Here is a 12,804-nt window from a genome sequence, read left to right as displayed (position 1 = left end):
AATCATCAGGGGTATGAATGAAGTCGACAAGGGGGAACAACGGTGCTTTTTATTGATAACAAAGGAATCACAGATCCACAGATTAATCTGGCTATTGAAGAGTATGCACTCAAACACTTAAATATAGATGAAACCTATCTTTTATTCTATATTAATCGTCCTTCAATCATCATAGGGAGAAATCAAAATACGATTGAAGAAATTAATGCCGATTATGTTGAAGATAACGGTATTACTGTTGTCAGACGTCTTTCCGGGGGTGGAGCGGTTTATCATGATTTAGGAAATCTCAATTTCAGTTTCATCACGAAAGATGATGGGGACAGCTTCCATAATTTTAAGAAATTCACTCAACCTGTGGTAGAAACGCTTGAAAAACTAGGAATTCATGCTGAATTAAGTGGACGTAATGATATTCTTGCTGAAGGAAAGAAAATCTCTGGCAACGCGATGTTTTCAACGAAGGGCAGGATGTTCAGTCATGGGACATTGTTGTTTCAATCAGAAATGGACCATATTGTTTCCGCTTTAAAAGTGAAAAAAGATAAAATTGAGTCAAAAGGGATTAAATCAATTAGAAGCCGTGTCGGTAATATCGCTGATTTTCTAAAAAAACCGATGACTGTTGAGGAATTCCGTTCTTTCCTTCTGAAAAATATTTTTAAAGATAGTGGAGAAGTTACGGAGTATGTTTTAACAGAAGAAGATTGGGATAAGATTCATAAAATCTCAGAGGAAAGGTATCAAAACTGGGAGTGGAACTACGGAAAATCACCTAAATTCAACTTGCAAAACTCACATAGGTTCCCGGCTGGGTCTGTTGATATCCGTCTTGAAGTGAATAGGGGAATCATTGAGAACTGTAAAATTTACGGTGACTTCTTTGGAGTTGGCGAAGTTATTGACATAGAACAAAAGCTTACTGGAACTCGTTATGAAAAAGAATCTATCAGCTCGGTATTAGTTGAAATAGATGTTCGACATTATTTTGGCAATGTAACAAAAGATGAGATAGTAGCTTTAATATATTAATTTTGAAAAGCCGTCCGAGCCTATAAGGACGGCTTTTGTGTCTAATAATGACATTAATTGCTTGAATTTGGATAAAAATGTTGCTGTAATCATTTACTTTTAATATAATAAAACTGTATTTAGTTTGAGCTAAAAATGAATGATTATTCATTCATGCTTTTTACAGGGGAGGGAGAACGATGAATTTATCTGAACAGCTTCATCAAACGTCTTTAAGAAAGGCTGATAAGCCAGCTTATTATTTTATGGATCAATCCACTTCATATGGAGAATTGGATGAAGCCGTAACAAAGTTTGCAGACGAACTACATAAGCTTGGTATTTCAACTGGTGATAATGTTGCGTTGGTTTTAGGCAATTCTCCACATTTTATTATTTCGTTGTATGGGGCTTTACGAGCAGGGGCGACCGTAATACCAGTAAATCCAATTTACACACCTGATGAAATTGGGTACATCCTGAATAATGGCGATGTAAAGGTCGTTGTAGCTTTAGATAAGCTTTTACCCTTATTAGAGAATATGAACCCCATTCTTTCAAGTGTTGAACAATATGTAATTTGTGAAACGCAACCGGCTAATGGGGATATAAGTAAACTGAATATTTACCCTAAAATGAAATCGTTTACAGAGATGCTGAAAAAGGGGGATGTCCACTTTTTAGGACCGAGACTGGATCCTGAAGATACGGCAATCATTCTATATACTTCTGGGACCACTGGAAAACCAAAAGGGGCCATGCTCTCACATACAAATATTTACTCCAATGCACATGATGTCGGCGAATATTTAAAAATCACGGAAAATGACCGTGTTGTTACGACACTGCCAATGTTTCATGTTTTCAGTTTAACAGTCGTTGTGAATGCTCCATTGTTGAGCGGAGGTACACTGTTAATTGTCCCGCAATTTAGTCCAAAGGAAATATTCAGGCTAATCAAAAAATTTAATGCGACTGTTTTTGCTGGCGTACCAACAATGTATAATTTCCTTTTCCAATATCCAGATGGTAAAGAAGAAGATTTGAATTCGTTACGAATATGTATTTCAGGTGGGTCTGCCATGCCGGTTTCGCTGCTGGAATCCTTTGAACAGAAATTTAATATTATTGTTTCAGAAGGTTACGGCTTGTCTGAAGCATCACCTGTCACATGCTTTAACCCTTTGGATCGTCCAAGGAAGGCCGGATCAATCGGAACATCAATCCTTCATGTTGAAAACAAAGTCGTAAATGAGCTTGATGAAGAAGTGCCTGTCAATGGAGTGGGCGAATTGATTGTCAGAGGTCCGAATGTAATGAAAGGGTATTACAAAATGCCGGAAGAGTCGGCTGCTGTTTTAAAAAACGGCTGGCTATATACTGGTGACCTAGCCCGGATGGATGAAGAAGGCTACTTTTTTATTGTAGATCGTAAAAAGGAATTAATCATTGTTGGTGGTTATAATGTCTATCCGCGTGAAGTCGAAGAGGTTCTATACGCCCATCCTGAAGTGGTTGAAGCCGCAGCGATAGGCGTGCCGGATCCTAATCAAGGTGAAGTCGTTCAATGCTTCGTGGTGAAAAAAAATAATGCATTGACCGAGGAAGAATTACTTGCTTATTGTTTAGAACATTTAGCTAAATATAAGGTCCCAACAAAAATTGAGTTCTTAGATGAACTTCCAAAAAATACGACAGGAAAAATTTTACGTCGTTCCTTGAAAACTCATGTAACTCAAAACTAAATATGATTTGTATCTAAGGAGATTATTGCCTATCACATGCAATAGTCTCCTTTTTGTACAAGCAAAGTGTATCGCCATGCATAAAGTATATAGTGGGGAGCTTAAAGTCTTGATTCTTATTTCAAAAAGAGTTATGATTGTCATTAAAAATTTCACTACATGTAAGGAGGGGTAAGATGAGAGATGTAGAGCTTTTAGATATTTTTACACATCCTATTGCTCAAAAATACTTGAACAGATCAGGCCTTGCACATGCGATTGCCGTTGCCTATCATGCGTTTCACCTAGCAAACGAATATAACGTAGATCCTGATATTGCTGCCAAAGCTGGTCTTTTGCATGATATGGGTCATTTCACCTGGTATCGCAATGGGAAATGGGATTATGACTTGTACAAACAAAATGATATCCATCCTATTAAAGGTGCAGAAAGAGCGCATAAACTGTTAATCCGGCTTGGAGAAAATCCGGTTAAAGCCAAGACTATTTCCCTCGCCATTTTATTTCACACCGATTCATTTTTACCTTCAAATGATATTATTCGAACACCGCTTCAGCAAGTCGTCAAATGGGCCGACGAAAAAGATGAAGAAGAAGGTGGAAAACACCATTATCGCAAAATTGATTTCCAACGTGCAAAGGAAAGCATAATCCAACTAGACAAACTCATTGATGAGGAACAAAGAAAAAGGCTATCATCCTGAAAATATACGGTGATAGCTTTTTTTGTGATTAAAAACAGGAGTTCTATATGGAGTATGAAAGGGTTACTACTCAAGAGGGTGTTTTTTTCGCAATTAATCGACTTCTTTCAAAATAGCTTTATACACTGCCTCTTTATCGAAATCAAATTCACCCATTCCAAAAACTTTGACGACACGATTTTCAACATCGAGCAAATAGGTTGCGGTAGTATGGACAAATTCGCCGGTTCCTGAATCTCGAAAAAGAAAATCAAATTGGTCAGTTAGCTTTTTGGTATCTTCGGGTGAACCTCGTAATATCTCCCAGCCATCCGTTTTATTTACTTCAAAGGTATTTGCATACGCATCTATTTTTTCAGCTGAATCCTTTTCCGGATTAAAAGTGATAGTTAAAAACTCCACTTTACTTCCAAAAATATTTTTCTTAACTAATTGATCTCGAATATTTTGCATTTGAAATGTGGTATTTGGACATAAATCTGGACAATCAATATACATAAACTCCAATAGCCGGACTTTAGGTTCTAATTCAGAGAAGCTGAATGTTTCACCCTCTTGTGTTTTCATCACTATATCATCTGGAAAATACATTTTTGACTGACGGTATTCTGTAAAATAAAAGATACCTGATCCAATGCCCATCACTAATAAAATTGTAAAAATAATATAAATTTTTTTCATCTTTGTTGGTCACCCCAAGTCTTTATAATTATCTATCTTCACTATACAGGACTGAATTCTAAACAATGGAATGAAAACGGGCGAAATGATGAAGATTATTTGAACATTTATTGTCATTATATGATATGGAGACGGAAATACGGTTCTAACCTGTCCATTTTGGATTAAACTATAAGAGGTAGGTTAGATTTAAAGGAGGGTCGTAATGGTTAGGAAATGGGCAGGAAGAGCAGTTCTTTTATATATACTTTTTGTAGCAGTGATGTATTGGTATATTTTCTATGGGGCAGATACCTCTATTCCCCAAGTATTACGTGGTACTGCAGCAGATCCTGCAACATTTCTGAATGCAAGGGAACTAAAGCTTAGCGAAGAGTATTCAGGGTTGCGGAATTTTCTTTTTTTCGTTTCGACTCCATATGAATGGCTAATGTATTTTTTTGTTTTATTATTTGGGTTTTCAAAAGCATTTGAAAAATCGGCTTTGGGGACCTCTAAATGGAAAGTGATCCAAACAGGTATTTATTTATTTTGGCTTTCGGTGGTTTCTTATCTAGCGCTGTTTCCAATCAGTTTCATTGGTTACAGGATGAGTAAAAGTTACCATATCAGTACCCAGAGTTTCTCTTCGTGGATGAAGGATGAAGTCATCGATTTTTGGGTGAACTTTGGGATGATGTTCATCATCGTTTCAGTTTTATATTGGTTAATGAAGAAAAGTGTGAAGAAGTGGTGGCTCTACGCTTGGTTGTTGTCGATTCCATTTTCATTGTTCCTGATGTTTTTACAGCCTGTATTGATTGATCCGCTGTATAATGAATTTTATCCACTGAAAAATAAAGAATTAGAAACGGAAATATTGGCACTTGCCGCACAGGCAGAAATTCCGGCGGAACATGTATATGAAGTAAATATGGCAGAAAAGACAAATGCCTTGAATGCATATGTAACTGGAATAGGTTCGAACTCAAGAATTGTTCTTTGGGATACGATCTTGAACAAACTAGAAGAAGATGAAATACTTTTTATCATGGCACATGAAATGGCTCATTATGTTGAAAAGCATATATATATTGGTATAGCAGGTTATTTAGGAATGACTTTAGTTGGTTTGTGGCTGACATCGAAAATCATGAATTACTTTATTAGACGTTGGGGCCACATGTTAAAAATACATTCGGTTGATAGCATCTCTTCACTTCCATTATTTCTCTTAATTACGGCTGTATTACTGTTTGCCTCCAGTCCGCTTTCCAATTATGTTTCCAGATATCAAGAAACAAGGGCTGACCGTTATGCTATTGAAATGACTGGTGATAAAGAATCGGCAATCACAACGTTCCAGGAACTCACGAGGGCGGGGTTGAGTCAGGTGAATCCCCCATTACTAGTTAAATGGCTGCGTTATTCCCATCCAACGATGCTTGAGCGGATTTCTACTGTTGAAAATGATGATACAAAGGATTATTGAAAGCCAGCTGAAAATCAGCTGGCTTTTTTACTTGCCTTATTTCGGGGAAAGTGGAAGTTTGTAGTTTGTTTTCAGAAAAAACTTTTAATTTATAAATCTTAGGTTCTCTACTATAATAAATTAAATTCCCAGTTGGTTTATAAGGAGATCAGTTATGTATAATGTACTTTTCATCATTATAGGCTCAGTGCTTGTTGCATTAGCCTACAATCTATTTTTGATTCCTCATTTAATTTTGAGCAGCGGACTTAGTGGGCTTGCGATTATGTTAGGAATCATTACCCCAGTTAACACAGGGATATTGAATTTCCTGTTAAATCTGCCACTGTTGATTCTGGGATATATAAAATTAGGAAGACGTTTTATCACATATACGATATTATCAGTTGTCGTAATATCTGTCAGTTTGTATATCATTCCGATTCATGGAGTGTCCACTGAACCAATTCTGTCTTCTTTATTTGGAGGAATCATTTCGGGGGTTGGTATCGGTATCATCTTCCGTGCTTCAGGATCTTCCGGCGGATTTGATATCATTGCAATGCTTTTGGCTAAGAAAAGCGACTTTCCACTTGGTTCATTACTATCGGTGATGAATGCAGTTGTGGTTGTTATCTCAGGGTTCATCTTTGGTTGGGATGCCGCATTATATACATTGATTTCAATATATGCAGCAGGAAAAGTGATCGATACAATTCATTCTAATCACATTAAATTAACATTAATGATTGTTACGAAACAGAGTGACGAATTGAAAGAGAAGCTTCTTACCAACTTATATCGGGGAATTACTGTCATGGATGGTGAAGGTGCATACTCCGGAGAAAAGAGTAAAGTTATGATGACCGTCATTACTCGTTATCAATTAACCGATGTAAAAGCTATGATAAAAGAAGTGGATCCGAATGCTTTTGTAAATATAACTGAAACAGCCGAGGTCATGGGGATGTTTCATAAAGAATGATAAAGAAATAGAAAAGCCTCCCGACATTTGGGGAGGCTTTTTGATTATTTAGCTATTTTTAATCAAACATTTTTAATTTCCAAACTGTTTTAGCAAAATGTTCATTTCAGAACTTAGTTTTAGGAATAAAGGTTTGTCTTTAGTATCTAACGCTTCATCAATTTGTTTCGCAAGGATATTCTTTTTGGTATTAAGGACGGATTCTAGAATAATCATATCAATTAACATTTCCTGAACTACAGCATCGTTTTTCATTTCGCTCATTGATAAGGACTTCACTGACTCTGAATAAGATTTTTCATTTTTCAAAGTAACCACCCCTGACCCTTTTTATTAGTATATGGATTTAAGTGGATAAAATCAACAGAAAATTTAAAATATTTGGAAATGTGTCGTTTAGATGACGAAATGACCACGTTTAAAAAGAATTTTTAATTTTTTGTGAACTTGCTTATAACCTATTCTAATTGTGCTATTATAGTGAGGAATTTAACACATATTAACTAACTGTCCTATATTCTATAGCCATATGAGGTATTAGGGAGGGGGACAGGGTAAAAGGTTTGATCGAAATCTTAGCTGTTTTCTCAGTAGAGGGAAAATAATAACCAAATGCTGAAAGTTACACTTTTTAATGCAGTGAGGAAGAGGTGGTTGTAAGTTGAAGGAAAGTTGTCAGGGAATTATCGAAGAATATGAAATCACTCCCTATACTTTAATGGTAATGCCAATCAATTATGGAAGTAAAATATACGCCCAAATCGTTGAATTGGAGGACGAGTTCATTTCCCCTTTCAAACCTTTGGAAATTGTCAAGAAAAGCTGTGAGTACTTTGGATCGAGTTATGAGGGACGAAAGGATGGAACGAAACAGCTTATAAATATCACTCATAAAGCACCGATCGCGATTGACCCAACTAGTTCAATTTTCTTCTTTCCGACTACATCTCCCTTACGTCCTCAATGCATCTGGTTATCTCATGAGCATGTGGTATCCTATGATCGCGTAGATTCAAAACATACAAAGGTTACATTCCGAAATAAACAAACCATCGATATAGAAGTATCATGCAGTTCTTTTGAAAACCAGCTGCATCGGACATCTTTTTTAAAAACTAAACTAATTCAAAGGATTGAGGAAACAAAGAGGAAGTCTTTCTATTTGTTCACCGATGCAAATGGGGGAAAAGCTTCAGAGATGATGTCAAAGTATAATCCACGCTAGCTAATTATGTTAAGCAAAGCATTTGCAAGAAGTGTTGATTTGTATCAATCATGTTATTAAAACCTCAAAAAGCGAACTTCCTAAGAGGAGGTTCGCCTATTCTAATTTAAGCAGGTATATAAACTGCCCTAAATTAAAAACCTGCCTTACAAAACTGTAAGACAGGCGTCATTTAGATAGATGTGCCGTAATAAGTATATCTCCTATAATGAAATCAATGGAAAGATATATTTTACAATGATATGAAAAATCCATCAACCTTTTCGCTGAATCAGGAATTGAGCATCCTTTTATATGCATTCGATTGTGGAAAACATCATAACCTTTTTGACATTTCATTAGTATTAATATATAATGAATGACAGTCATTCATTCACGAAGGAGGTTCATAATATGGCAAGCAGTCCTGATGGAAAATATGAAAAAATTTTAAAGGCCGCCATTGATGTCATCCCTGAAAAAGGCCTTGATAAGACTTCCATTTCAGATATCGTAAAAAAGGCTGGAGTGGCACAAGGTACTTTTTATTTATATTTCTCTTCAAAAAAGGCTTTAATACCAGCTATTGCAGATAACCTTCTTACCATTACTTTAGAAGGAATTAAGGAAAAGATTCAAACGGAAGAAAACTTTTGGGACGTCTTGGAAGTTGTGATTGATGAAACCTTTAACGTAACAGATGCACATAAAGATGTTATTGTCCTTTGTTATTCCGGGCTTGCTATAGATTATTCAATGGAGAAATGGGAATCGATATATCAGCCTTATTATTCTTGGCTTGAGGATATAATAGATAATGCCATTAAAAATAACCAGATAATCAGTGACATTAATGTTAAATGGACGGCTAGAATGATTATAAACCTTATTGAAAATTCAGCTGAACGATTTTTTATAAGTCATGAGCAAGATGATACCCTCGAAGTATTTAAGGGTGAGATATTTAACTTTTTAAAAAGAGCGTTATTTAGAACATAAATAAGTTATTGGATCTTTTCCAATACTTTTTATTTCATTAAAAATGACTGACATTCATTCAGTAAGAGAGGTGATTAATATGAGTTGGTTATTAGTGCTTGTTGCTGGTATTTTAGAAGTAGTTTGGGCATCAGGACTTAAGTATGCAGATTCCTTTTTAGATTGGGTAATCACCTTTCTTTTAATTGCAGTAAGTTTCATTTTACTCATTCGTTCTTATAAAACGATTCCTGTAGCCGCGGCTTATACTGTATTCGTAGGAATTGGAACTGTAGGCACATATATCGCGGGGGTATTTTTAGGTGAATCTTACTCTTTTGGACAAATTTTCTTTCTAATGATTCTTTTATCAGGAATTATCGGAATGAAGACATTCACTAAAAAAGATAATGAGAAAACAAGAGGTGAGCATTAATGGCTTGGGGATTATTATTAATAGCTGGTCTTGAGGAAGTCATTGCTACGATTGCAATGAAATACATGGATGGTACAAGAAAAAAATGGCCTATATACGTGATGACGATCGGCTTTTTACTCTCATTTTACTGTCTTTCTAAAGCTATGCAAGTACTTTCTGCTGGAGTTGCTTATGGAGTATGGACTGGCATTGGTAGTGTAGGAATCACTTTAGTCGGTATATTATGGTTTAAAGAACGATTTGTTTTTTCTCAATTTATATCACTTGGTCTTATTTTAATAGGGGTCATTGGTTTAAAGATGACATCATCGTAATAACAATTGAAAATAAAGTGAAAAACGTCATTGGAATAGAATGACAAACAAGAGGTGATAATATAGCTAGGTTCTATTTTTTATTAGAGGAATGTTAGAGATTGGCATTTTATAAGTAAAGAAGAAATGATAAAAACGGCATGGGTCATGTTAATAATGGCAATATTAGCATAAATTGGCGGTGTGATTTCATTGAAACTTACAGATGGCTTTACAAAATTTAACCAACGATTTCTTGTCTTTTTTCGCCGGAATTAGCTTTTATTTATTATCTGTGGCCATACAAACTCTTCCTGTAGGATAGGCTTATGCCATCTGGACTGGTATTGGTTCAGATGGCATAAGCGTTTTGAGTGGAATGCTTTTTTTCAAAAAAATAAAAAATATTAAACGAATTATACTTATTAGTGGTATAGGCATCAGTATAATGGATGTCAATTGTTTCATGATATTAAAGAAAATGATTTTGTTATACTTATAATTTAGTACTCTTTTATTTTTTAAGAGGATTTGTTCGAAATGGTGGCGTTGTAAAACTACCTTGCGAAATTCACGATTGCATGACGAGTCCTTTCATACACCAAGATGCTGTTTGAATCTGATATTCATTTTAAATGGGGGATATTTATATGCCCCCATTTAAAATGAATATTTGGTAAGGGGTATAAAGAGAGGGACATCCCTTTCCAAACAATACGTATATACTTCGTTTATCTGCCATTTTAATATCTCTTATACTTATGTTGTTAGTTGTTAACAATAGGGGACTTGTGAGACATCGTAGACAGAAGATGACCAATCTTTTTTTCAAGAGACCCACCATACGATCAAAACATGCCCTTTTTGAAAAAATCCAGTCAGAAATGCTTCTTTATAACGCACCAGATGGATTTACATAGTTATGGAATAAAGGTGTTAATCCTTTAAATCTTCTGGAGTCATTTTCTTTAACAATATTGTTATTATCATGGAGAACCTTTTTAACCATAATTAAGGTGTTTATATTGACTAAAAGTTATGAAGCAATTGGAGTGAGTGATATACAGATACTTCTTCTGAAGAGTTTGAGCCTATAACACTATTTTTCCAAGAAAAATATAGCCAACAGCGTTCCATTAACCCCTTATATATCTCTCTACGAATTTCTTTGAATGTAAATATTCACATTCATATATAGGAATAAACAACCCCTAGTAAGTGCATGAAGTTTCTGAAATGAATAATAAAACCTTTTCAGATAAAGGGAGGAGATCCTTTTAAATAATGTGAAAAAAGTAGCCCATCATTTAAATTATTATAACTTTCAATAGGCGGTTTTAAACAAATACATCCCCTAAACTTCCTTGGATCGTTGACTTCTTTCGAAAAAGTAATTACACAATAAGTCTTCGGTTTTGTTGCGAAGGCGAGGATTGAAATAATTATGATGTTCCTCGTATCCTTTATATAAAAAACAATACATCGTAAAGGATTCATCGCGTTTAATTTCACTTACCTTAATATTCTCCTTGCGCAAATAGCGCCGCACCTCGGCAAGCTCTTCCTGAACGGCTTTTAAAACATGTTCCACTAGTTCTGAATAGGGCCTTTTTAATTTAAACGGACTTATTTCGATGACCTTGAGATCCCGGTTTAAGACTGTAATCACCATAGGAAGGTAGATGGCTTTTTCAATCATATTTCGGTCATCCTCTGGAATACGGGTCATCATGACCGCTCCTTTCTAAAAAAGCAGGTTTCCATATTAATATGTATGCTTCGTAAAAATAAGAACATATGTTCCATAATCCATCTTAATGGATTATCAGTTGATATGCAAGCGGTTTGTTGGAATGATGAAATTTTTGTTAATAAGATTATGTTTTCCTGAGATAGGGAAAGTATGATTATATATGGATAATAATTCTTGCAATTTTTCAGAGGAAAGTGATATATCTAAAATAGAACAGCTTTTTAATAAGTTTATGCTGCTTTAATAGTCGGCATGTCGAGGGAGATAATTATGGACTTGGATACTATACGTGAGTGGTTTACACTTGATAATATATCGGCACTTATTCAGCAATATCGCTCATTCGGTCCAATCCCGGGAATTTTGCTACCGATGCTGGAAGCTTTTTTGCCCTTTTTACCCTTAGTAGTGTTTGTACTCGCTAACGCAACGGCTTTTGGTCTCTGGTGGGGTTTTTTATTTTCTTGGATTGGGGCGGTAGCGGGAGCATTTCTGATCTTTTTAGTTATTAGAAGATATGGTCAAATGAGGCTTTTTCGACTTTTGCAGAAACATAAACAGGTGCAAAGGCTAATGGTTTGGGTAGAAAATCATGGATTCGGACCGCTGTTTATACTGCTCTGCTTCCCTTTTACACCATCGGCTATTGTGAACATAGTGGCGGGTCTTTCAAAGGTCAGCCCGTTGCAATATGGACTAGCTGTCATAGGAGGGAAAGCGGTGATGATCTTTACGATTAGCTTCGTAGGTTATGATCTTGTATCGCTTATTCATAAGCCTGTGCGTACAATCATCATAGGTATTGTCATTTTTATCTTATGGTATGTAGGAAAAAGACTGGAAGTCCGGCTAAATAAAAGCATGAAGAGAGAAGAAGGGAAATAAGTATTAGAATATAAATGCAGCAGTAGGGGTTGAAATAGATGGAAAAAACAAACAGAAATTCTTTATCCGACTGGGTAAAAGCAGCCATGATTGCTTTTGTTATTTACATCTTAATCCGTACATTTTTCTTTTCAAGCTATGATGTTGAAGGGGAGTCGATGCAGCCGACACTTGAAGAAGGTAACAAACTTGTTGTGAATAAAATTAATTATCAAATCAGGGATATCAGCCGATTTGACATAATTGTTTTTCATGCGAATTCACACGAAGATTATGTTAAACGAGTTATAGGGATTGCAGGTGACCGTATTCGTTACAAGGATGATTGGCTTTATGTAAATGGTGAGAAAGTGAATGAGCCTTATCTTGAGAAGTTTAAGGAGGGGTTCCCGGGGCAGAACTTTACGGGTGATTTTACATTAAAAGAAATCACTGATACGACCACTGTCCCAGATGGCAAGCTGTTTGTCATGGGGGATAATCGTCTTGAAAGTGCGGACAGCCGCCACTTTGGTTACATACCAGTTGAAAATGTAGTTGGTAAAGTTGATGTGCGATATTGGCCAATCAAAGAATTTAATTTGCAGTTTAAAGGTGAATGATTGCGGAAGCCCGAAATTATTGAGGGCTTTTTCTTTTGATTAAAACACGAACGTACGATTGGTATTTTTATTAA

15 protein-coding genes are annotated in these 12,804 nt (G+C 35.7%); 12 read left to right on the top strand and 3 right to left on the bottom strand.

Features of this window, described 5'->3' with window-relative positions:
* Positions 1-42 precede the first annotated feature (42 nt).
* The 3 genes from JFU50_RS03545 (at position 43) to JFU50_RS03535 (ending at position 3,460) form a co-directional block, all read left to right on the top strand.
* Positions 43-1,032 carry a lipoate--protein ligase gene (locus tag JFU50_RS03545; RefSeq protein WP_201221704.1) on the top strand — a complete coding sequence of 330 codons (990 nt, stop codon included), beginning with the start codon at positions 43-45 and terminating at the stop codon, positions 1,030-1,032.
* 179 nt (positions 1,033-1,211) lie between these two features.
* Entirely contained in the window at positions 1,212-2,756 is a 1,545-nt protein-coding gene (locus tag JFU50_RS03540; protein WP_201221701.1) for a fatty acid--CoA ligase family protein, read from the top strand.
* 176 nt (positions 2,757-2,932) lie between these two features.
* Positions 2,933-3,460 carry an HD domain-containing protein gene (locus tag JFU50_RS03535; protein ID WP_053344935.1) on the top strand — a complete coding sequence of 176 codons (528 nt, stop codon included), beginning with the start codon at positions 2,933-2,935 and terminating at the stop codon, positions 3,458-3,460.
* Positions 3,461-3,553: 93 nt separating this feature from the next.
* Here JFU50_RS03535 and JFU50_RS03530 read toward each other — a convergent pair whose 3' ends face one another.
* Complete coding sequence (locus JFU50_RS03530; RefSeq protein ID WP_190270142.1) at positions 3,554-4,141, bottom strand: SCO family protein; 588 nt, start codon at positions 4,139-4,141, stop codon at positions 3,554-3,556.
* Between the two features lie 205 nt (positions 4,142-4,346).
* Here JFU50_RS03530 and JFU50_RS03525 point away from each other — a divergent pair, with 205 nt between their 5' ends.
* Positions 4,347-5,612 (top strand): M48 family metallopeptidase, encoded by a 1,266-nt coding sequence (locus JFU50_RS03525; protein WP_201221699.1) that lies wholly within the window; start codon positions 4,347-4,349, stop codon positions 5,610-5,612.
* Positions 5,613-5,766: 154 nt separating this feature from the next.
* Positions 5,767-6,576, top strand: coding sequence for a YitT family protein (locus JFU50_RS03520; RefSeq protein WP_053344938.1), 810 nt, complete (start codon positions 5,767-5,769; stop codon positions 6,574-6,576).
* A 72-nt stretch (positions 6,577-6,648) separates the two neighbouring features.
* Here the strand turns inward: JFU50_RS03520 and JFU50_RS03515 are convergent, their stop codons facing one another.
* Complete coding sequence (locus JFU50_RS03515) at positions 6,649-6,885, bottom strand: IDEAL domain-containing protein (RefSeq protein ID WP_056528078.1); 237 nt, start codon at positions 6,883-6,885, stop codon at positions 6,649-6,651.
* A 352-nt stretch (positions 6,886-7,237) separates the two neighbouring features.
* Here JFU50_RS03515 and JFU50_RS03510 point away from each other — a divergent pair, with 352 nt between their 5' ends.
* The 5 genes from JFU50_RS03510 to JFU50_RS31725 all read left to right on the top strand — a co-directional run bounded on the left by JFU50_RS03510 (position 7,238) and on the right by JFU50_RS31725 (position 9,992).
* Positions 7,238-7,801 carry a competence protein ComK gene (locus JFU50_RS03510; protein WP_201181936.1) on the top strand — a complete coding sequence of 188 codons (564 nt, stop codon included), beginning with the start codon at positions 7,238-7,240 and terminating at the stop codon, positions 7,799-7,801.
* 393 nt (positions 7,802-8,194) lie between these two features.
* Entirely contained in the window at positions 8,195-8,779 is a 585-nt protein-coding gene (locus JFU50_RS03505; RefSeq protein ID WP_201181934.1) for a TetR family transcriptional regulator, read from the top strand.
* 79 nt (positions 8,780-8,858) lie between these two features.
* Positions 8,859-9,194 (top strand): DMT family transporter, encoded by a 336-nt coding sequence (locus JFU50_RS03500; protein ID WP_056528084.1) that lies wholly within the window; start codon positions 8,859-8,861, stop codon positions 9,192-9,194.
* Positions 9,194-9,511, top strand: coding sequence for a DMT family transporter (locus tag JFU50_RS03495; RefSeq protein ID WP_056528086.1), 318 nt, complete (start codon positions 9,194-9,196; stop codon positions 9,509-9,511). Before JFU50_RS03500 ends, JFU50_RS03495 begins: the two co-directional genes overlap by 1 nt.
* A 349-nt stretch (positions 9,512-9,860) precedes the next feature.
* Entirely contained in the window at positions 9,861-9,992 is a 132-nt protein-coding gene (locus tag JFU50_RS31725; protein WP_342366268.1) for a hypothetical protein, read from the top strand.
* A gap of 852 nt (positions 9,993-10,844) precedes the next feature.
* On the opposite strand, the gene JFU50_RS03490 is transcribed toward JFU50_RS31725, so the two are convergent.
* On the bottom strand, positions 10,845-11,219 hold the full coding sequence (locus JFU50_RS03490) for a hypothetical protein (RefSeq protein ID WP_201181932.1): 375 nt from the start codon (positions 11,217-11,219) through the stop codon (positions 10,845-10,847).
* Between the two features lie 294 nt (positions 11,220-11,513).
* Between JFU50_RS03490 and JFU50_RS03485 the strand changes: the two genes are divergently transcribed.
* Positions 11,514-12,128, top strand: coding sequence for a TVP38/TMEM64 family protein (locus tag JFU50_RS03485; protein ID WP_201181930.1), 615 nt, complete (start codon positions 11,514-11,516; stop codon positions 12,126-12,128).
* A gap of 38 nt (positions 12,129-12,166) precedes the next feature.
* Complete coding sequence (lepB, locus tag JFU50_RS03480) at positions 12,167-12,730, top strand: signal peptidase I (RefSeq protein ID WP_201181928.1); 564 nt, start codon at positions 12,167-12,169, stop codon at positions 12,728-12,730.
* The last annotated feature ends 74 nt before the right edge of the window (positions 12,731-12,804 follow it).

The organism is Peribacillus sp. TH14 (assembly GCF_016651145.1).
GTDB classification, from domain to species: domain Bacteria; phylum Bacillota; class Bacilli; order Bacillales; family DSM-1321; genus Peribacillus; species Peribacillus butanolivorans.
The sequence above is the reverse complement of the archived record's forward strand: the minus strand, read 5'-3'. Positions and strand labels throughout refer to the sequence as shown.